We start from the raw sequence: 20,620 nt of genomic DNA, 5'->3' as shown, positions 1-20,620 counted from the left end.
TTCTCCGGTCGGGGTGTACTTTTGTTTCACGTCCGGATTATCAACAGGCCGGATGCTTTCAGGTTACGACACGATTACGAAACATCAAGTGGATGCGCGGGCCGCCTGCACATCCGTCACGGCCAGGGCGGTCATGTTGACCACCCGGCGCATGGTCGACGAGGGCGTCAGGATGTGGGCGGTGGCCGCCGAGCCCAGCAAGATGGGCCCGACGGTGACGCCCTGCCCGCCGGTGACCTTCAGCACGTTGAACAGGATGTTCGCGGCATCGATGTTGGGCAGCACCAGCAGGTTGGCCGCACCGCTCAAGGTGGAATCGGGCAGCACCGCTCGGCGGATGGTTTCGGACAACGCCGCATCGCCCTGCATCTCACCGTCGCACTCGATGCCCGGGCAGCGCCGCACGAACAGATCACGCGCGGCCCGCATGCGCCGCGCCGAGGCGCGGGTCGAAGAACCGTACATGGAGTGCGACAGGAACGCCACCTTGGGCGGCACGCCGAACCGGCGCACCTCATCGGCGGCCATCTCCGCGATCTCGGCGAGCTGCTCCGCCGTCGGCTCTTCATTGACGAAGGTGTCGGCGATGAAAAGGGTGTGCTGATCGAGCATCAGCGCGTTCATCGTGGCCATCGTCCCGGAGCCGGGGCGGGCGCCGAGCACGTTCTTGACATGGTCGAAGTGGTGGTCGAACCGGCCCACCAGGCCGCACAGCATCGCATCCGCGTCGCCGCGGCGAACCAGCATCGCGGAAATCAGCGTGTTGGACCGGCGCAGCGCCGCCTTGGCCGCCTCGGGCGAGATGCCATCGCGGCCCATCATGCGGTGATAGTCCTCCCAGCAGGCGCGGTAGCGCGGGTCGTCTTCCGGATCGACCAGCTCGAAATCAACGCCCGGCTTCAGCCGCAGGCCGGCACGCTCGATGCGCATCTCGATCACGCTCGGGCGGCCGACGAGGATGGGCTGGGCCAGCCCTTCGTCCTTCACCACCTGCACGGCCCGCAGCACCCGCTCGTCTTCACCCTCGGCGTAGACGACGCGGGCCGGCTTGGCCTTGGCCGCCAGGAACACTGGCCGCATGAACATGCCGGTCTGGTAGACATAGGTCGCCAGTTGCTCGCGGTAGGCCTGCGCGTCGGTGATCGGGCGTGTGGCCACGCCGGACTCGGCCGCGGCCAGCGCCACCGCCGGCGCAATGCGCAAGATCAGGCGGGCGTCGAACGGCGTCGGGATCAGGTAGTCCGGCCCGAACTTCAGCTCTTTGCCGGCGTACGCGGCGGCCACTTCATCGCTGGTTTCGGCCTTGGCCAGCGCCGCGATCTCGTGCACGCAGGCGAGCTTCATCGCCTCGGTGATCCGCGTGGCGCCGCAGTCCAACGCGCCGCGGAAGATGTACGGGAAGCACAGGACGTTGTTGACCTGGTTCGGGTAGTCCGAGCGGCCGGTCGCGATGATGCAATCCGGTCGCGCAGCCTTGGCCACCTCGGGTCGGATCTCCGGCTCGGGATTGGCCAATGCCAGGATGATCGGCTTGTCCGCCATGGTCTTCACCATCTCGGCGGTGAGCACGCCGGCGGCCGAGCAGCCCAGGAAGACATCCGCGCCCGCCACCACGTCGGCCAGCGTCGTGGCCGACGTGTTCTGGCAGTAGCGCTGCTTGGATTCGTCCAGTTTGTCGCCGCGCCCCTCACGCACCACGCCCTTGGAGTCACAGACGAACACGTTCTGGCGGTTCACGCCCAGGCTGACCATGAGATCCAGGCAGGCGATGGCGGCCGCGCCCGCGCCCGACACGGCCAGCTTGACCTCGCCGATGCGCTTTCCGACCAGCTCCAGCCCGTTGATCAACGCGGCGCTGGAGATGATGGCCGTCCCGTGCTGGTCGTCGTGGAAGACGGGGATGTTCAGCCGGTCGCGCAGCTTGCGCTCGACATAGAAGCACTCCGGTGCCTTGATGTCTTCGAGGTTGATGCCGCCGAGCGTCGGCTCCAGCGCGGCGATGATCTCGACCAGCTTGTCCGGGTCGTTCTCGGCCAGCTCGATGTCGAACACGTCGATGCCGGCAAACTTCTTGAACAGACAGCCCTTGCCCTCCATCACCGGCTTGCCCGCCAGGGGCCCGATGTTGCCCAGGCCCAGCACCGCGGTGCCGTTGGTCACCACGCCCACCAAATTGGCCCGCGAGGTGAAGTCGGCCGCGCGGGCAGGCTCTTCCTCGATGGCCAGACAGGCATAGGCCACACCGGGCGAATAGGCCAGCGACAGGTCGCGCTGGTTCGACAGCGGCTTGGTCGGCGTGACAGCGATCTTGCCGCGAGTGGGGCTGCGGTGGTACTCGAGCGCGGCATCGCGCAGGGCTTGTTCGGCAGGGGTCAGGGGCTGGCTCATGCGGTCTCCTCCAGGGGTCGCGCAGCGTAACGGTGATCCGCGCGCGCCGCGTCCGTGATGCCCACAGCATGCACCATTGGCATGCCTTCATGCCTGGGGCAAGCCCCGTCTGTCGACAGGGTTCAGCGCGCCAGGGCGGGCCGCTCGCAAGCGGCCGCCGAGAGGGCCGGCGCCTTGTCCGAGTCACGCGCTCGCTGTGTGAACCAGTCATGGATCAGCTCACCCGGGCCGGCCGCGCCGCCCTGGCACGGGCGCCCCCGGTAGCTCGACCAGACTGGCCGCTCGCCCTCCCAGCGCAGGATGCGGCTGTGGATCTCGTCGGCGCCATAGGCCACGACGCCGATGCGGCGCTCGGCCAGGTAGTCCAGCAGCTGCGCCGCGGTATCGGCACCACCCCGCTCGCAATGGCGCGCCGCGTGGCCCCATTCGGTGACGATGACCGGGTGCTGGGCGGCAAAACGCCCGAAACGCTGGTCCCAGCCGGCGGGGCTGTTGTCTTCCTCGCCGAAGTACGGGTGCACGCCATAGGCCAGTTGGCCCAACGGATCGCGCAGCGGTGGCGCGCCATCGAGCCGTTGCGCGCCGCGCAGACCGTCGACGATCAGCAGTTGGCGCAGCCCACGCTGGCGCAGCATGTCGATCAAGGCTTGGTGCCCTGCCCGCCAGGCCTCCCACACACCGGGGCCGGGATTGGGTGGGCTGGCCGGCTCGTTGAACAGCTCGAAGGCGACACCGAGGTCGTCGGCGAAAGCGGGTGCGGTGGCGGCCCAGGCGCGCAACGCCGAGGCCTTGGGCAGCATCTCGACCGGTTTGACGCCGGTTCGCCCCTCCCACTGCAAAGAAAGGATGACGCTGAACCCGGCGCGGCGGGCCTGTGACACGGCCTCTCTCACCTGGTCGAGGTAGCCCTTGTCGTATTCAGGCGATTGAGGGTCGAGAAACGGCTGTCCGATCTGCAAACGCACCACATCGGCACCGATCGCGCGGGCCAGGGGCAGCGCCATGGCCTGGTAGCGCTCACGCGCGGCACCCGTGCTCGGGTCCGCCACGCGCTCGGCGGGCAGCAAGCGCCCGAAGAACGACAGGCCCCGCGGCACCCAGGGCTTGCAGTCGCGCAGCAGACCGGTGCCACCGGGCTGCACACCAAGCACGCCGATGCCGCCGGGCTGTACACCAAGCAGACCGGTGCCGCCGGGTTGCCCACCGGGCAACCTCGCCGGCGCACCAGCGGTGGCGGGTGCATCCGAGGCGCGTGGCTCCGCCACCAACGGGGCGGCGAGGCCCCCCGCCGTCCACGCCACCAGGGCAGCGGCGAGCAGCCACCGGCCCGGGCGGCGCACCGGCTTCACGCGGCGCGCTTGGCCAGGATCTCGAAGGCCGGCAGGGTCTTGCCTTCCAGCACTTCCAGGAAGGCGCCGCCGCCGGTGGAGATGTAGCCCACGTCTTTCTCGATGCCGTATTTGGCGATGGCGGCCAAGGTATCGCCGCCGCCCGCGATGCTGAACGCATCCGATGCAGCGATGGCGCGGGCGATGGTCTCGGTGCCCTTGGCGAAGGCATCGAACTCGAACACGCCCACCGGGCCATTCCAGACGATGGTGCCCGCCGCCTTGAGCTGCTCGGCCAGCCTGGCGGCCGTCTTCGGGCCGATGTCGAGGATGAGATCGTCGTCGGCCACGTCGGCCGCGGCCTTCACTGTGGCGGCCGCATCGGCTGCGAACGCCTTGGCGGTGACCACGTCCTCAGGGATCGGCACCTCGGCGCCACGGGCCTTCATCGCCTCGATGACCGCCTTGGCTTCGCCGAGCAGATCGGGCTCGGCCAGGCTCTTGCCGATCTTCAGGCCGGCGGCCAGCATGAAGGTGTTGGCGATGCCGCCGCCGACGATCAGGCCGTCGACGTTCTTGGCCAGCGATTGAAGGATGGTCAGCTTGGTCGACACCTTGGAGCCGGCCACGATGGCGACCAGTGGCCGCTTCGGGTTGGCCAGCGCCTTGCCGATCGCATCGATTTCCGCAGCCAGCAAGGGGCCGGCGCAGGCGACGGGCGCGAACTGCGCGATGCCGTAGGTCGAGGCCTCGGCACGGTGGGCCGTCCCGAAGGCGTCGTGCACGAAGACGTCGCACAAGGCCGCCATCTTCTTCGCCAGCTCTTCGTTGTTCTTCTTTTCGCCCTTGTTCAGGCGGCAGTTCTCCAGCAGCACCACCTGGCCTGGCTGAACGCTCACGCCATCGACCCAGTTCGACACCAGCGGCACCTCGCGGCCGAGCAATTCGCCCAGACGTTCGGCCACCGGCTTGAGCGAGTCTTCCGGCTTGAATTCACCCTCGGTCGGGCGGCCCAGGTGGCTGGTGACCATCACGGCGGCGCCGGCGTCCAGCGCCATCTTGATGCATGGCACCGAGGCACGGATGCGCGTGTCTTCGGTGATGCGGCCGGCATCGTCCTGCGGCACGTTCAGGTCGGCGCGAATGAACACGCGCTTGCCTTGCACCTGGCCCTGGGCCGCGAGGTCGGAAAAACGGAGGACTTTCATCATGGTCGTTCTCGGATGGGTGGAAAAGCGGTTCGCGCCAGAACCTGCGTTCAGGCGCCGGGCGCTCACCAGCCCAGGCCGAAACGCAGCGCCAGCAACACCGTGGTGCCGCAGACGATGGTGCCGAGGATGCCACGGCGCCACCAGTACCACAGCGCCCCGGCGGCGGCGGCGTACAACCGCGCATCCTGCCACGTCTGGATCAGGTTCCCGTTCGTCATGATCACTTCCGGGGCGATCACCGCCACCAGAGCCGCCAGCGGCGCGTAGCGCAAGGCTTCGCGCAGCCAGACGGGAATGGGCACCTCGCGCTGCGGCAGCAGGAAGAAGGAGCGGGTCAGCACGGTGATCAACCCCAGCCCCAGGATCGAGACGACGGCCTCCCAGGTGCTCATGATGCTGCCTTGCCGGCCTGCGGGGCCGAGGGGTTGAAGTGGTCCAGCAGCACGCCGATGGCCACCGCGGCCGCGATGGCCACGACGATGTTCAGCTTGAAGGGCAGCGCGAACGCCGCCACCGCAGCGCAGGCGGCCACCGCCGCGGCGATCCAGGTGGCTTTGTCCACCAGCAGCGAGCCGGTCAGACCGATCAGCGCCAGCGTGCCCGCAAAGCCCAACCCCCAGGCGGTGGGGATCCGGTCCGCCAGGGCGATGCCCAGCAGTGACATGCCCTGCCAGGTCACCCAGTTGATCGCCACCCCGCCCCAGAAGTACGGCCCCTGCTCGTCGGTCGGCCGGGGCTCCGGAAAGCGCCGCATGAACATCACATAGTTCAGGTCGGCTGTGAAGTAGCCATGCATCAGCCGCTGGCGCAGGGGCAGGTGGCCGAAGTACGGGCGCCAGCCCGCACTGAAAATCACGAACCGCAGGTTCACGCAGGCCGCGGTGGCCCAGACGACCCAGATCGGCGCGTCGCTCGCGATCAACGGCAGCGAAGCCAGCTGCGCACTGCCGGCGAACACCACGAAGGTCATCAGCAGCGCCAGCGGAATCGGCAGCCCGCTCTTCACCATCGCCACACCAGTCACCAGGCCCCAGGCCGCCAGGCCCAGTGCAATGCCGGTCATTTCGCGGGCACCGCGTCGGAATTCAGGGTGTTGCCACACGCGGGCGTGTGAGGGGGCGGCCGTCGTGGCCGGGGCAGCATCGGGCATCCGAACATTGTGCTCTAGGGTTTACACGCACGCGCATGGCCGCGGCCGTGCGTGGATGCCCTCGGCTTGTGCGCGCTTGCACACGCGCAGTGCGGCTTGATCGGCTGCGCCGTGAAAGCTCAATGGGCCGAAGCCACCTTCTTGCCCTTGCCGTCTTTGCCTTCTTTGCCGTCTTTGGGTTTGGCCTCGGCATCCGCGACCTTGGCCGACGGTTCTGCCTCTTCCTCGCCGTCTCCGCCCGATTTGGACTTGGGCGTCTCCGCCTTGATCTGCGGCGGCACCGGCTCGAGCTTGTTCTCGCGCATGTAGTCGTCCATCTCGCGCCAGCCGGCGTAAATGGAGGCCTTCTCGGCTTTCTTGTTCAGGACGTAGCAGTCTTCGATCGCCCGGCCCGCATGGCGGCAGGCGGCGCCGATGGCTTTGCCCTCAGCCGCCTTGCGCTCAGCCACCACGGTGGCGCCCTCGATGCCGAGCAGGTCGCAGCCGGCCAACCCCATGCAGAGTGGGGTGACGAGGGCAAGCAGTGCGCAGCGCATGGGTCGGTGCAGTCGTTGGGCAAGGGACTGCCGGGTTTATCGGCCCGGGCCGCCGCAACTTGAGGCACTCGACCGTGCCGCCACCAGATCAGCGCGCGGTCATCCCGGAACGCGCCATCTCCAGCAGGCGCTCGACCCGCTCTTCGGTGCTCGGGTGGGTCGAGAACAGGCCCGCGATGCCGCCGCCGGACAGCGGATTCATGATCATCATCTGGGCCGTTTCAGGGTGTCGCTCGGCGGTCTCCAGCGGCATGCCCTGGGCCATGCGATGGACCTTCTGCAGCGCTGACGCCAGGGCCTGCGGGTCGCCCGAAATCTCGGCACCCCCGCGGTCGGCCTCGAACTCTCGAGCGCGGCTGATCGCCATCTGGATCAGGCTGGCCGCGATCGGCGCCAGGATCATGACGAGCAGCCCGACGATGGGGTTCACCGAGCGGCCTTCGCTGTCGCGGCCGCTGAAGAGCATGGCGAAATTGGCCAGCATCGAGATCGCGCCGGCCATCGTCGCGCTGATGGTGGAGATCAGGATGTCCCTGTGCTTCACGTGCGCCAGCTCGTGCGCCATCACGCCGCGCAGCTCGCGCTCGGAAAGCGTGCGCAGAATGCCTGTGGTAGCGGCGACGGCGGCGTGGTTCGGGTTGCGGCCGGTCGCGAACGCGTTCGGCGCATCTTCTTGAATCAGGTAGACGCGCGGCATGGGCAGCTGCGCGCGCTGGGCCAGCTCCTGCACCATGCGGTAGAACTGGGGCGCGGACTGGGCGTCGACTTCCTGCGCGTTGTACATGCGCAGGACCAGCTTGTCCGAGAACCAGTAGCTGAAGAAGTTCATCCCCAGCGCCACGACCAGGGCCAGCCACATGCCGGCCTGGCCGCCGAGCAGGCGACCGATGGTCATGAACAGGGCGGTGATCGCCGCCATCAGAACGGCGGTCTTCAGCAGATTGAACATGTCAGTGACATCCTTGCGCCCGGCAGGGTGGGCGCATGCTGTGGCGACACGCGATAGATGCGGTCCGCGCGCCGGAGTTCAATGGCCGAGGTCGAGCCCCGCCAAGCCCGGTCGACCTTGAAGGAAGGACTGGGCGGCCATCCGCTTGCCCCCGGGCCGCTGCAGCTGAAGCAACTCCAGCGCCCCCTCACCGCAAGCCACCACCAGATGCGCGCCATCGGCCTGAAGCACTCGGCCGGGCGGGCCCTGCACGTCGGGCCTCACCCTTGCCTGCCAGAGCTTGACGGTCTCGCCACCACATTCGAACGTGGCACCGGGAAAGGGGTCGAACGCGCGGACGCGGCGCTCGATGGCATCAGCCGGCTGCGTCCAGTCGATCGCGGCTTCGCTCTTGACGATCTTGTGGGCGTAGGTGACGCCCTGCTCCGGCTGCTGCGTGGCGACCAGTCGTCCGGCCGACGCATCGGCGAGGGCTTGCACCACGAGACGCGCGCCCAGCGCGGCCAGCCGATCGTGCAGCGCGCCGGTGGTGTCATCGGGACGAACTGGTTCGCGCTCGATCAGCAGCATGTCGCCCGTGTCCAAGCCCTCGTCCATCTGCATGATGGTGATGCCGGTCTCGGCATCGCCCGCCTCGATGGCCCGGTGGATGGGCGCGGCGCCGCGCCAGCGAGGCAGCAGCGAACCGTGGATGTTGAGGCAGCCCAGGCGGGGCAACGTGAGCACCCACTGCGGCAGTATCAGCCCGTATGCCGCGACCACCATGACATCCGGTGCGGCTTGCAGCAGCGCCTCGCGGGCGGCCTGGGCATCGTCGGAGTATTTGCCATCGAGCTTCAGCCCCTGCGGCTGCGCGACAGGCGCCCCGATCTGGAGTGCCAGTTGCTTCACCGGTGACGGCGTGAGTTTCATGCCCCGGCCGGCCGGCCGATCCGGCTGAGTGAGCACCAACGACACGTGGTGCCCCGCGGCGTGGATGGCCGCCAAGGCGGCGGCGGCGAACTCGGGCGTGCCGGCGAAGGCGACGCGCAGCGGATGGGCTCCGCTCATCGGCGTTTTTGCTGGTCGCGGGTCTTCTTCAGCATCTTGGTCTTGATGCGCTCGCGCTTGAGCGGGCTCAGGTATTCGACGAACACCTTGCCCAGCAGATGATCCATTTCGTGCTGAACGCAGACCGCCGTCAACCCTTCGGCATCAAACTCATACGGCTGACCGTCGCGGCCCAAGGCCCGCACGGTGACCCGCGCATGCCGAGGAACGGCGTCGTAGACGGTAGGCACCGACAGGCAGCCCTCGTCGCCCACCATCATTTCGTCGCTCACCCGGATCAATTCGGGGTTGATCAGCACGCGCGGCTGGTCGCGCTGCTCGGAGGTGTCCATCACGATCACCCGCTGGTGGACGTCGACCTGGGTCGCAGCCAGGCCCACGCCCTCGGCTTCGTACATGGTCTCGAACATGTTGTCGACGAGTTCGCGCACTTTGTCATCGACTTGGGCGACCGGTTCGGCCACGGTGTGCAAGCGGGGGTCGGGGTAACGCAGGATGGGAAGCAGAGCCATGGGTTCGGTGGGCTGCAGAGGCCTTGGGGCTTGCCCCAGGTTGTCAACGACACGCAACGTTTGTGGCCCGCGGCGGTGACAAAGGGTTGCACCGTGCCGGCCGGTTTGTTTGCGATATCAAGGCTTTAGGGGCAGAATTTGCGGAGCTTTATTAGCTTTTGGTTTCGGCTGGACGACGGTCTTCAGCCCAACCCGCGAGGGTTTGGCCACCGTTGTGAGAACAACCGGAATTGTTGCACCGCCTTTGATGTCCGGCTCGTTGCCCGGGAGAGTCCATTCATGAGCCGTTTCGCGCGTCTGCCCCTTGTGCCGACTTCCACGTGGTTCGTGGCCGTGTCCTTGGGGTTGGGCGCTGCGGCGTCGGCCTGGGCCACCAACTACCCCATCACGCCGGGCCAACGGTCCACGGCCCAGCAGGTCGCCCAGAACGGCGTCCCGCTGTCTGAGTTGTCGCCGAATGCGCCGGACAGCTACACCGTCAAGCGCGGTGACACCCTGTGGGATATCTCCAAGTTGTTCCTCAAGAGCCCGTGGCGTTGGCCCGAGCTGTGGGGCATGAACATGGAGGACATCCGCAACCCTCACCTGATCTACCCGGGGCAGATCCTCTACCTGGACAAATCCGGCGACCGGGCGCGGCTGCGCACCGCCAAGCCGATTGGCGATGACAAGCTGTCGCCCCGCGTTCGTGCAGAACCGCTGCCGGATGACGCCATCGCGTCCGTCCCGATGCACCTGATCGGCCCGTTCCTGAACGACGCGGTGGTCCTGGACAGCAATACGCTGGCCACTGCGCCGCGCGTCGTCGCCACCCAAGAAGGCCGGGTGATCGTCTCGAAGGGCGAGAACGCCTATGTCCGCGGCGATTTGTCGGCGGCACGCAATTGGCAGCTGTTCCGCGAGCCCAAGCCCCTGGTCGACCCGACCTCCGGCGAGGTGCTCGGCTTCGAGGCCCGCTTTGTCGGCGCCGCCGAGTTCACCCGCGCTGGTGAGACGCGCACGCTGCCGGACGGCACGAACGAAATCGTTCCTTCCACGATCACGATCACGAGCTTGCGCGAAGAGGCCGCCGTCGGCGACCGTCTGTCCCCCACGCCCGCCCGTGATGTCGAGGCATTTGCGCCGCATGCACCCGGCGCGGCGATGTCCGGCCGGATCATTGCGGTCTACGGCGATGGCTTGAACGCGGGCCAGAACCAGATCGTGTCGCTGAACAAGGGGGCGCGCGACGGCATTGAGCGCGGCCATGTTCTGGCGTTGTGGCGCGCCGGCACCTCGCGCGTCGACAACACCGAAGGCAAGCGCGAAGTCATCCGCCTGCCAGATGAGCGTCACGGGATGCTGTTCGTGTTCCGTGTGTTCGAGAAAGTCTCGTACGCACTGATCCTGAACGTGAAGGATCCTGTCGGCGCGGGCGATCTGTTCACCCAGCCCTGATCTTTTTCGGCGCTTCGGCCCGATGTGCCGGGGCGCACGACGATGCCGACCCCTGAAGCCCTGTCCGCCGATGAGTTGCGGGCATGGCTGCGCTTGGTTCATTCGCCCGGGCTGTCACCCAGCGCCGCTCGACGTCTGCTCGCGGCCTACGGCTCCCCCGAACGCGCGTTGGCTGCTGGGCCAGGCGGCTGGCGCGAGGTCGGCGGCGCAGAAGCTGCGGCGGCACTTCAACAGCCACGAATTGACCATGACGCCGTGGCCGAGACCACATCGGCCTGGCTCTCGGCCGACCGCGCCCTTCGGCATGTCATCACCGTGGGCGACGCCGCCTACCCGCCGGCGCTGCTCGAGACCGCCGATCCGCCGCTGTTGGTGTACGCACATGGACGGCCGGAGCTTCTGGCTCGCCCGTCACTGGCGATCGTGGGGAGCCGGCACGCCACCCCAGGCGGCCTGGACAACGCACGCGCTTTCGCCCGGCACCTGAGCGCATCCGGCATCGTGGTGGTCTCGGGGCTCGCGCAAGGGATAGACGGAGCGGCCCACGAAGGCGCACTGGAGGGCGCCACCGGATCCGGTGGCGGCACGATCGCCGTGGTGGGCACCGGGCTGGACCGGGTCTACCCGCGGAGCCATCACACGTTGGCACATCGCATCGCCGCGGGGACGGGACTGATGCTGAGTGAGTTCGCACTCGGCACCTTGCCTCTGAAGAGCCATTTCCCGCGTCGAAACCGCATCATTGCGGGCATGACGCTGGGCACGTTGGTCGTGGAGGCCGCGGTGCAATCCGGATCGCTGATCACCGCACGGTTGGCGGTGGAATGCGGGCGCGAAGTGTTTGCCATTCCTGGCTCGATTCACAGCCCGCAGGCGCGGGGTTGCCACCGGCTGATCAAGGATGGCGCCAAACTGGTCGAGACAGCGGACGACATCCTGCTCGAGCTTCGGCTGCCCGCCGCCGGCGCGGCGCTGAAGCCCTCCTCTCTGGGTGACGCCGGTGAGGCATGGAAGGGGGATGGCGACCCGCTGATGTCGGCACTGGGCCATGACCCCGTGACGCTGGATGCCTTGTCGGCGCGCCTCGGCTGGCCCACGCCCGAGCTTCAAGCACGCCTGCTGGAGCTGGAACTCGACGGCCGTTTGGTGCGGCTGCCCGGCGGGTTGTTCCAGCGGCGCGCCGAAAGTTGAGCCCCAGGGCGCCCGCCAAGGTCCGCGTCGCCTCCCCTCTGGACAACCGCCCGATGACCCCGGGGGAGTCCCGCCAAATGCCGCCGACGGCCGCCGAGTCACTCGGTTATAGTCAATCCATGTTCGACGTCCTGGTCTACCTGTACGAAAACTACTGGCGGCCCGACGCCTGCCCGGATCATGCGCAATTGAGTCGCAAGCTTTCGGCCGTGGGTTTCGAATCGGACGAGATCCAGGAGGCCTTGCACTGGCTCGACGGATTGGCGCTGCGCACGGGTGAACTCAGCGCGCAAGACCCCACATTGCCGCCGCCGCTGGCTCAGTCCGCGGTGGGCGTTCGGGTGTTCCTGAAGGAAGAACAGGAGCTGCTCGGTGACGAGTCGATTGGCTTCATCAGCTTCCTGGAAGCAGCAGGTGTGCTCACGCCACCGCTGCGCGAGATGGTGATCGACCGTGCCACCGCGGTGGGCTCGGGCCCTTTGAGCTTGGATGACCTGAAGATCATCGTGTTGATGGTCTTCTGGAGCTTGGGCGAAGAGCCCGATGCGCTGATTCTCGACGAGCTCTTCGTGGCCCCGGAAGACCGACTGATTCACTGACCAGCCACCGGCCCAAGAAGAAAACGGCAGCCACTCGCTGCCGTTTTTCGTTGGCGTCGCGACGGCCAGATAGAGTCGTGGAGTCTCGGGCCGCCCCCCGCGGTCAGCCCAGCAGACGTGCGGGATCGGCCTTGATCTTCTCGATGGCGGTGCGGGTTGCGGCCACCGTCAACGACTCATCCTGCAGCGGCACCAGCAAACCTGCTTGCAGGAAGGCGGCCAATCGCGCCTTCTGGAACAGCACGCAACGCCCATCGGGGGCCGAGAACAGCGACAGCTGTCGATTCATGCCCTGCCACACGAGCCGCACCGACTGATGACGGCCCCGGTACTCAAGCATGAAGGCCGCCCCCAACTGAAGTTCGGCTGCCCACTGAAGCATGGCCGGGCCAGGCATCGAGCCCCCGTCTGCCACGATCTCGAGCCCCTCTTGCTGATGGCTGCTGCTGTCGAGCACCCAGCTTTCGTCGATCTCGACGTCTTCGTCGGGCAAGAGCTCCTCGATCATTTCAAGGCGCTCTTTCAACTCTTCCAATTGCTGCGGGCTGATCAACTGCGCACGCGCGCTGAAGGCCGCCGTCAACGCCAGATTCAGTGATTTGATGGCGTTGTCCTGCTTTTCTGCCGCCAGGCCGACCGACGCCATGCCCTGGCGCAAGGTGGTCAACAAGGGCGGCAGGCGCCGAATGACTTCGGCTCGGTCTTCACGGGTGGTCTTGGCGCTGGCCGTCCACAGCAGTTCACTGGCGGCAGCGCGTACCGTCTTGACCTCTGCACTCTGTGGGCCGTGCCGCACTGCCGCGGTGGCCAACACATCGGCCCAGACATGGAACATGAACTCGCGAATGCCGTCGTGGACGGGCACGTCACCCAGCAGCTTGCGCAGCTCGATCGTGTACTGAATCGCCAGCGTTTCGCGCTGTTCCACCTGCTGTGCCAGCGAGATGCCGGCCCGGCTCTTCTCGTTCTGTTCGCGAAAATACCCTTCAAGGAACTTCTCGAACTCGTTGAGCACCGTCTGAAACACGCGCCGCCCGGTGTCCGGGAAGGCCTCGACAACCTGAACGACCCGCTTGATCTCGGCCTCGAGTGGCGTTCCCAACACCTCGGCGCCGCCGCCCTCGAAGCCCATGACACAGGCGCCCATGCGGTCGATCAGGCGCCGCGCCGGGTGGTCTGCCGTCGAAAAAAAGTCGGGCTCCGCGATTGCCACGCGCAGCGTGGGCATCTGCAGCCGCGCGAACCACACCCGCAACTGGGCCGGAATCCGCTCTTCCGTCAAGATCGACTGGAACAGCAGCGCCACCAGTTCGACGGTCGCTCGTTCGGCCGGGGTGCTGGCGGCCGCCTTGAGCGCGACCTGCCGCTCTCGCAGCTCCTGCAGCAGCACCTCGGGCGTCGGCCCGCCGGCGGCCACCGCACCGTCTCCCGCCGGCCCGCCCGCCTGCTGGACCAGCCGCTGCTGGGCCTGGTTCATGGCGTCGGACAGCTTGGCCGAAGCGGGCCGGGCATTGCCGGTGTCACGGAATCCAGGCAGGTGACGCTCCATCACCTCGGAAAAGTGTTCCAGCACGATGTCGGCCCGCGCCGATCCGCCCGCGGCGGCCTGCCGGGTCATCATGCGGGTTTCGTCTTCGATGCTGTGGCCGTGCAGGATGCTCTGCGGCGGCCTGGGCCCGCTGCCGAAGGGGTCGCTGCCGCCCGGGCCGCCAGCGCCGGCCGCCCCGCCCAGGCCCGTCGGCGTGCCCCCACCTTGAGCCCCGCGCACCATTCCGCCACCACTGAAGCTGGTGGGCCCGTAAGCGCTGGATCGGCCTGTGGCAGCAGGCATGGGCATGGAAGGCGGCGAATTGGCCGTGTCGGCGAAGCGGGTGCTGGCGGCGCTGCCGCGCGTTGGCGGCACTTCGTCCAGCCGCCCCGGCGACGTTGACGTGCCGTCAGACTTCCGAATGGCGCCGCGCAGGTCGACTTCGGGCATCACGCCGTGCTCAACCAGCCACTTGTTGACCTCTTTCCAGACACCTTCGATGGGCTTGGCGCACGCCTTGACCAAAAACTCTTCCAGGCCTCGCCAGGTCTCCAGCGCCAGCCCCGAATCGGTCCAGGCCTCGATCACCAGCTGCGCCAGTACCGAAGTGCGGAACAGGTCGTTGTCGTTGAGTTCGGGCTGGCGGGCCAGCGCGAGCAGTCGCGCGCGCAGGTCGTTGTATTCCCAGACGCCCTTGTCCATGACACCCTGCGCGAGGCGAGACACCAGGATCTCGTGCTGGATGGTGTCGTCGTCGACCAGTTTCAGGTCGAGGCCAGCGAGGGACGCGGGCGGCGGTGGCGCCGCCGTAGTGACCGCCGCGGCGGTGGACACGTGCTGCCGGATGCGGGCGGCCAACTGGCCGGGCCACTTGGCGCCGTGGCGCATCACGTCCTGCAGCATGTCCCGGCGCTGCTGCGCAACGGTACGCTCGGCAGGTTTTTCGTTCAGGACCTGGGCACCAGCCAAGGCGGCATCCGCCCAGGCTTGGAACTCCTTGACCAAACGTTCAGCGTAGAACAGTCGCGCTTGATCGAGCAGGCTCGTCTGGGCCGAGGATGCTGGCATGTGGGTCGGAGAAGCGGGCAGAGTTTAGGCGCCCGACTCTACACCACCGCTCCGGCGTTGGGATCGTTCGGGTCGCCGCCTTCTTTGACGGGGCCCGCCTTGATCAGGTCTTCCCGGGTGACGCCCAGCCACATGGCGATGGCCGCCGCGACGAAAACCGACGAATAGATGCCGAACAGGATGCCGATCGTCAACGCGACCGCAAAGTAGTGCAGCGTCGGGCCGCCGAAGAGCAGCATCGACAGCACCATCATCTGCGTCGAACCGTGCGTGATGATCGTGCGGCTCATCGTCGAGGTGATGGCGTGGTCGATCACCTCGTGGGTGCTCATCTTCCGGTACTTGCGGAACGCTTCGCGGATCCGGTCGAAGATCACCACCGATTCGTTGACCGAGTAGCCCAGCACCGCCAGAACCGCCGCCAGCACCGACAGCGAGAACTCCCACTGGAAGAAAGCGAAGAAGCCCAGGATGATGACCACGTCGTGCAGGTTGGCGACGATGGCCGCCACCGAGAACTTCCACTCGAAGCGGAAGGCCAGGTAGATCATGATGCCGATGACCACGAAGGCCAGTGCCTTCGCGCCATCTGCGGCGAGCTCCTCTCCGACGGACGGGCCGACGAACTCGGTGCGGGAAAGCTTCAACGGCTCGGTGCCGTTGACATCACAGGCCGAGCGGCTGATCTGCTCACCCTTGTCTGAGGTGTATTCCCGCTTGGTGACCGTGCCCTTCTCGGCCTGGCAGAGCGCGACGAAGACCTGCTCGGCCACCTTCGATTGCTCGGCCTGCTTTTCGCCGCGTCGTGCTGGCAGGCGGATCATCACATCGTGGGAGGTGCCGAAGTTTTGCACCTGCACTTCGCCGAAGCCCATGGCATCGACGACACCACGGGTCTTGGCCAGATCCGCGGTCTGTGCGTACTCGACCTCCAGCACCGTGCCGCCGGTGAATTCGATAGAGAAGTGCAAGCCGCGGGTGGCAAGGAAGAAGACCGCCGCAAAAAAGGTGACGGCCGAGATGATGTTGAACACCAGCGCATGCCGCATGAACGGGATGTCGCGCCGGATACGGAAAAATTCCATGATGGGCCTTTGTCAGTGAGTCGGCTCAGACGGGGTCAGGCTTGGGGACCGGCCACAGGGGGTGTGCCGCCGTCCGGACGCCATACCTGACCGATCGACACCGACTTCAACTTTTTCTGCCGGCCGTACCAGAGGTTCACCAGGCCGCGAGAGAACATGACCGCCGAGAACATCGAGGTGAGGATGCCCAGGCAGTGGACCACGGCAAAGCCGCGGATTGGGCCGGAGCCGAACGCCAGCAGCGCGAGGCCCGCGATCAAGGTGGTGATGTTGGAGTCGAGGATGGTCGCCCAGGCACGCTCGTAGCCGGCGGAAATGGCCGCCTGAGGCGACGCCCCGCCGCGCAGCTCTTCGCGCACCCGTTCGTTGATCAGCACGTTCGAGTCGATGGCCATGCCCAGCGTGAGTGCGATGGCCGCGATGCCGGGCAGTGACAGCGTCGCTTGCATCAGCGACAGCACGGCAATCAGCATCAGCAGGTTGAATGCGAGGGCCAGGGTCGAGAACACGCCGAACAGCATGTAGTACATGCACATGAAGGCCGCGATGGCGGCGAAGCCATAGGTGACGCTGGCAAAGCCTTTGGCGATGTTGTCGGCGCCCTGGCTGGGACCGATGGTGCGCTCTTCAATGATCTCCATCGGCGCAGCCAACGATCCAGCGCGCAGCAGCAGCGCCGTGTCATTGGCTTCCTGGGTGGTCATCCGGCCAGAGATCTGGACACGGCCGCCCCCAATCTCGGCGCGGATCACCGGTGCCGTCACCACCTCTCCCTTGCCCTTTTCGAACAACAAGATCGCCATTCGCTTGTTCACGTTCTCGCGGGTCACATCGCGGAAGATGCGTGCGCCCTTGGCGTCAAGCGTGAGGTGAACCGCGGGCTGTTGGTGGTCGTCAAAGCCAGGCTGAGCGTCGGTCAGGTTCTCACCCGTCAGCACCACTTGGCGCTTGACGATCAAGGGGCCACCGCCACGCTCCACGTACCGCTCGGTTCCGAACGGCACCGCGCCGCCAGCAGCCGCTGCGGCCGCCTCGGCGGAGTCGTCCACCATGCGCACCTCCAGCGTCGCAGTGCGACCGATGATGTCCTTCGCCTTGGCGGTGTCCTGCACCCCGGGCAGCTGCACGACCACGCGGTCCAGCCCCTGCTGCTGGATCACCGGCTCGGCCACGCCAAGTTCGTTGACCCGATTGTGCAGCGTGGTGATGTTCTGCTTCAAGGCTGCTTCCTGCACCTTGCGCATCGACTCGGGCTTCAGCGTGCCGGTCAGCAGGAGGTCGCCGTTGGCCGCCGAGCCCTGGGCCCAGGTGACATCGCCCTGGGTGTCGGTCAACAGTTTGAGTGCGGCGGTGCGGGTTTCTGCGTCGCGGAAGCGCACTTCCACGGAATTGCCGTCACGCGTGATGCCCGCGTGGCGGATGTTCTTGTCGCGCAGCGAGGTGCGGATGTCGCCGGTGAGCGATTCCGCCTTCTTCGTGAGCGCGGCCTTCATGTCGACCTGCATCAAGAAGTGCACGCCACCACGCAGGTCCAGGCCCAGGTACATCGGCAACGCGTGCAGGCTCTTCAGCCACTGCGGTGACCGGGACACCAGGTTCAGTGCCACGATGTACCCCGAGTCGTTGGGGTCGACGTTCAGCGCCTTGCTGATCGCGTCCTTGGCCTTGATCTGCGTGTCGGTGTCGGGTAGCCGAGCCTTGACCGAATTGCCCTCGAACTGGACGAAGTCGGCCTGGATGCCAGCCGCCTTCAGCGCCTGCTCGACACGCCCGACCATCGACGAATCGATCTTGAGCGTCGGCTTGGCACTGGAGACTTGCACCGCCGGCGCTTCGCCGAAGAAGTTGGGCAGGGTGTAGACCAGACCCACCACCAGCGCAAAGGCCAACAGCAGGTACTTCCAGAGAGGGTATCGATTCATGACGGACTTTCGTGCCGTGAAGCGCCGGGGCCATGGCCGCCGGGCCGGTCTCAGGCGGCGTTCACCGCCCTGACGACCAATTTATTTGTAGGTGCCTTTGGGCAGCACTTGAACCACGGCCGTGCGCTGAACCTGGATCTCCACGTCTTTGGCGACCTCGATGTGCAAGACGCTGTCGCCGAGCTTGGCGACCTTGCCGATGATGCCGCCGCCGACGACCACCTCGTCGCCCTTGGCCAGGGCGTCGATCATGGCCCGCAGCTCCTTCTGCCGCTTCATCTGGGGCCGGATCATGATGAAGTACATCGCCGCAAAGAGCAGGATGATCGGAATGAACTGGATGACGCCACCGGCGCCCGTCGGTGCTGCAGTGGTGCTCTGAGCGTAGGCAGAGGAAATGAACACGGAGGATCCTTCTTCGTAGACGTCCGCCTTGGGCGGGCGCGGCATTGTAGTTGTGGCGTCAGCGGGCCGAATCAAGGCTTGGTGCCCCTCCGACGCCCTGGGACAAACCCGCGAGGCGGCGGCGCTGCGCGGGCAATTAGGGGCCGGGCGCTCGACCCGGAAAACAAACAAGCCCTCGCTACATCGGAGTAGGGAGGGCTTGCGGTCAACCGTTGGTGCGGCTGTCAAACTTGGTTGCGGGGGCAGGATTTGAACCTGCGACCTTTGGGTTATGAGCCCAACGAGCTACCAGACTGCTCCACCCCGCGACAGAAAGACGGACTATAGCACGCTTTTTCGTTAGAGGCCAGCGGCTGCGAGAGTTTTTGCAAAGCGCTCTGCGTTTTGGAAGCCGACAACGCGCACGCCAGCGGATTCCCGTCCACTGGCGTCGAAGAAGATGGTGCCCGGTGGGCCGAACAGTTGGAACCGCTTGAGCAAGGCGCGATCGTCTTCGCTGTTGGCGGTGACATCGGCCTTCAGCAGCAATGCCTTCGACAACCGGGCCTGGATCATCGGATCGCTGAAGGTGAAGCGCTCCATCTCCTTGCACGACACGCACCAGTCAGCGTAGAAGTCCAGCATCACCGGGCGGCCAGCTTGCTGGATGTGTCGATCCAGCTCGGCGACGTTCTTGACCTTCACGAAGGTCAGCCCCTCGGCGGCACTCGCCAGGCCAGCACCCGCTGGGGCGCCATTCAGGTGGAGCAAAGGCTGGAGAGGGTCACGTCCGCCTGAAGCGGCGCCTCCCAGCATCATCACCCCCCAGGCCAGCGCCGCCACGCCGCCGGCGCGCTGGAACCAGACACGCGGCGAGGCGCTGTGGGGGCTGGCATCGAAAGGCCGCAACATGAATCCGCTGACCAGCAGCAACCCTCCCCACAACGCCAAGGCGAGCGCAGGCGGAAGTACGGGTTGAACCACCCACAGCGCCACCGCAATCAGCACCAGGCCGAAGAAGCGCTTCACGACGTTCATCCAACTGCCGGACTTGGGCAACCACGCTCCGGCTGAGGCGCCCAACAGGAGCAACGGCGTGCTCATGCCGATCGCGAGAGCGAACAGCGCGCTCGCCGACAGCACCACGTCCCTCGTCTGGCTGAGGAACAGCAGCGCGCCGGCCAAAGGCGCGGTGACGCACGGGCTCACGATCAGCGCCGACAAGCCTCCCATCAGAAAGACCCCCGCCAGCTGGCCGCCCGGCAATCGGCGCGACGCGCCATCGAGGCGCGTCGCCAATGCGGCGGGCAATCGCAGTTCGTAGACGTCGAACATCGACAAGGAGAACACCACCAGCATCAGCGCGAATGCAGCCAAGACGAGCGGCTTCTGGAGAGCCGCCGCCAGGCCTTCGCCCGCCAGGCCCGCGGCCACACCCAAGGCGGTATAGACCATCGCCATGCCCAGCGAATAGGACGCCGCCAGCACAAACCCGCGCTGTCTGGACACCTCAGCGCCGCCGGTCAGAATCGAAGACAGGATCGGCAACATGGGCAACACGCAGGGCGTGAAGGCGAGCAGCAGCCCCATCAGCCAGAACGCCCCCACCGCCGCCCACCACGATCCGCTCTGCAGCACTTGGCGGACACGGTCGTTGTCGCCTTCGACGCCCCCGGAGGCTGTCGCTGCCTGCGCATCGGCGGCGGAGGTGGCGTTGAGCCCCTTCAGCAGCCCCCCTCCACCCGCCGCTGACTTGGTTTCACTGGCCTCAGGACCACCGAGCAGTTTGACGCTGCCGTCGCCACCCATGGCCGCCAACGACACCTGAACCTGGCGGGTCAGTGGCGGATAGCACAGTCCTGCATCGGCGCACCCCTGCGACACCACGTCCAGCACGAAGGTGCCGTCGGCCTTGTCGACCGGCAGCCGCACTTCCAGCGTGCCGTGATAGGTCTCGACGTTCTTCTGGAAGTTCTCGTCGAACTTCACCTGGCCAGGCGGCAACGCGGGTTCGCCCAGTTGGGCGCCCTCCGCCTTGAAATGGAATTTGTCGCGGTACAGGTAGTAGCCGGGAACCGTTCTGAACGTGAGAACGACTTCCTTCGCCGCGCCTGCCGCCGCATCAAGTGGAAAGGCCTGTTCCGGCTCCAGGAAGTCATCAGCCGCCCGTGCGAAGGTCGGGGCCAGCAGCGCACCTGCGGCCAGAAGGATCACGACCCCAAGGCCAGTCAGGCGCTGGAGCCAAGTCTGCTGTCGGTTCATGGCGATCTTTGAGACATCAG

17 protein-coding genes and 1 tRNA gene are annotated in these 20,620 nt (G+C 66.7%); 3 read left to right on the top strand and 15 right to left on the bottom strand.

Annotation, left to right across the window (positions count from 1 at the left end; genetic code table 11):
- Positions 1-84 precede the first annotated feature (84 nt).
- From AACH06_RS16270 to def, 9 genes are all read right to left on the bottom strand, one after another.
- On the bottom strand, positions 85-2,388 hold the full coding sequence (locus AACH06_RS16270) for an NADP-dependent malic enzyme (protein ID WP_341426795.1): 2,304 nt from the start codon (positions 2,386-2,388) through the stop codon (positions 85-87).
- A 122-nt stretch (positions 2,389-2,510) separates the two neighbouring features.
- Positions 2,511-3,737 carry a glycoside hydrolase family 5 protein gene (locus tag AACH06_RS16265; RefSeq protein ID WP_341426794.1) on the bottom strand — a complete coding sequence of 409 codons (1,227 nt, stop codon included), beginning with the start codon at positions 3,735-3,737 and terminating at the stop codon, positions 2,511-2,513.
- Complete coding sequence (locus AACH06_RS16260; protein WP_341426942.1) at positions 3,734-4,924, bottom strand: phosphoglycerate kinase; 1,191 nt, start codon at positions 4,922-4,924, stop codon at positions 3,734-3,736. The genes AACH06_RS16265 and AACH06_RS16260 overlap by 4 nt, the downstream gene beginning before the upstream one ends.
- 65 nt (positions 4,925-4,989) lie before the next feature.
- On the bottom strand, positions 4,990-5,319 hold the full coding sequence (locus AACH06_RS16255; RefSeq protein ID WP_341426793.1) for an AzlD domain-containing protein: 330 nt from the start codon (positions 5,317-5,319) through the stop codon (positions 4,990-4,992).
- The gene (locus AACH06_RS16250; RefSeq protein ID WP_341426791.1) at positions 5,316-6,077 is read right to left on the bottom strand and encodes an AzlC family ABC transporter permease; all 762 of its coding nucleotides are present in this window, start codon (positions 6,075-6,077) and stop codon (positions 5,316-5,318) included. The genes AACH06_RS16255 and AACH06_RS16250 overlap by 4 nt, the downstream gene beginning before the upstream one ends.
- A gap of 119 nt (positions 6,078-6,196) precedes the next feature.
- Positions 6,197-6,613, bottom strand: coding sequence for a hypothetical protein (locus AACH06_RS16245; RefSeq protein WP_341426790.1), 417 nt, complete (start codon positions 6,611-6,613; stop codon positions 6,197-6,199).
- A gap of 88 nt (positions 6,614-6,701) precedes the next feature.
- Positions 6,702-7,562: a zinc metalloprotease HtpX gene (gene htpX, locus AACH06_RS16240; protein ID WP_341426789.1), complete on the bottom strand. Its 861-nt coding sequence runs from the start codon at positions 7,560-7,562 to the stop codon at positions 6,702-6,704.
- 78 nt (positions 7,563-7,640) lie between these two features.
- A complete protein-coding gene (gene fmt, locus AACH06_RS16235) occupies positions 7,641-8,594 on the bottom strand; it encodes a methionyl-tRNA formyltransferase (RefSeq protein WP_341426941.1) in 954 nt (317 codons plus the stop codon).
- 14 nt (positions 8,595-8,608) lie between these two features.
- Positions 8,609-9,124, bottom strand: a complete 516-nt coding sequence (gene def, locus AACH06_RS16230) for a peptide deformylase (RefSeq protein WP_341426788.1) — start codon at positions 9,122-9,124, stop codon at positions 8,609-8,611.
- A 279-nt stretch (positions 9,125-9,403) separates the two neighbouring features.
- Here def and AACH06_RS16225 point away from each other — a divergent pair, with 279 nt between their 5' ends.
- From AACH06_RS16225 to AACH06_RS16215, 3 genes are all read left to right on the top strand, one after another.
- Complete coding sequence (locus tag AACH06_RS16225; protein WP_341426787.1) at positions 9,404-10,561, top strand: LysM peptidoglycan-binding domain-containing protein; 1,158 nt, start codon at positions 9,404-9,406, stop codon at positions 10,559-10,561.
- Positions 10,562-10,603: 42 nt separating this feature from the next.
- Positions 10,604-11,752, top strand: coding sequence for a DNA-processing protein DprA (gene dprA, locus AACH06_RS16220; protein ID WP_341426786.1), 1,149 nt, complete (start codon positions 10,604-10,606; stop codon positions 11,750-11,752).
- A 119-nt stretch (positions 11,753-11,871) separates the two neighbouring features.
- A complete protein-coding gene (locus tag AACH06_RS16215; protein ID WP_341426785.1) occupies positions 11,872-12,351 on the top strand; it encodes a Smg family protein in 480 nt (159 codons plus the stop codon).
- A 103-nt stretch (positions 12,352-12,454) separates the two neighbouring features.
- On the opposite strand, the gene AACH06_RS16210 is transcribed toward AACH06_RS16215, so the two are convergent.
- The 6 genes from AACH06_RS16210 to dsbD form a co-directional block, all read right to left on the bottom strand.
- Positions 12,455-14,947 (bottom strand): DUF1631 family protein, encoded by a 2,493-nt coding sequence (locus AACH06_RS16210; protein ID WP_341426784.1) that lies wholly within the window; start codon positions 14,945-14,947, stop codon positions 12,455-12,457.
- A gap of 38 nt (positions 14,948-14,985) precedes the next feature.
- Complete coding sequence (gene secF, locus AACH06_RS16205) at positions 14,986-16,032, bottom strand: protein translocase subunit SecF (RefSeq protein WP_341426783.1); 1,047 nt, start codon at positions 16,030-16,032, stop codon at positions 14,986-14,988.
- Between the two features lie 35 nt (positions 16,033-16,067).
- Positions 16,068-17,954, bottom strand: coding sequence for a protein translocase subunit SecD (gene secD / locus AACH06_RS16200; RefSeq protein ID WP_341426782.1), 1,887 nt, complete (start codon positions 17,952-17,954; stop codon positions 16,068-16,070).
- A gap of 81 nt (positions 17,955-18,035) precedes the next feature.
- Positions 18,036-18,359: a preprotein translocase subunit YajC gene (gene yajC / locus AACH06_RS16195; RefSeq protein ID WP_341426781.1), complete on the bottom strand. Its 324-nt coding sequence runs from the start codon at positions 18,357-18,359 to the stop codon at positions 18,036-18,038.
- Positions 18,360-18,590: 231 nt separating this feature from the next.
- Positions 18,591-18,667 (bottom strand) — tRNA-Met (locus tag AACH06_RS16190).
- A gap of 31 nt (positions 18,668-18,698) precedes the next feature.
- On the bottom strand, positions 18,699-20,600 hold the full coding sequence (gene dsbD, locus AACH06_RS16185; RefSeq protein ID WP_341426780.1) for a protein-disulfide reductase DsbD: 1,902 nt from the start codon (positions 20,598-20,600) through the stop codon (positions 18,699-18,701).
- Positions 20,601-20,620: the final 20 nt, after the last annotated feature.

The sequence above is a fragment of the Ideonella lacteola genome (assembly GCF_038066555.1).
Taxonomy (GTDB): domain Bacteria; phylum Pseudomonadota; class Gammaproteobacteria; order Burkholderiales; family Burkholderiaceae_C; genus Ideonella; species Ideonella lacteola.
Note: the sequence above shows the minus strand (reverse complement) of the source record. Positions and strands in the feature narration are given on the sequence as shown.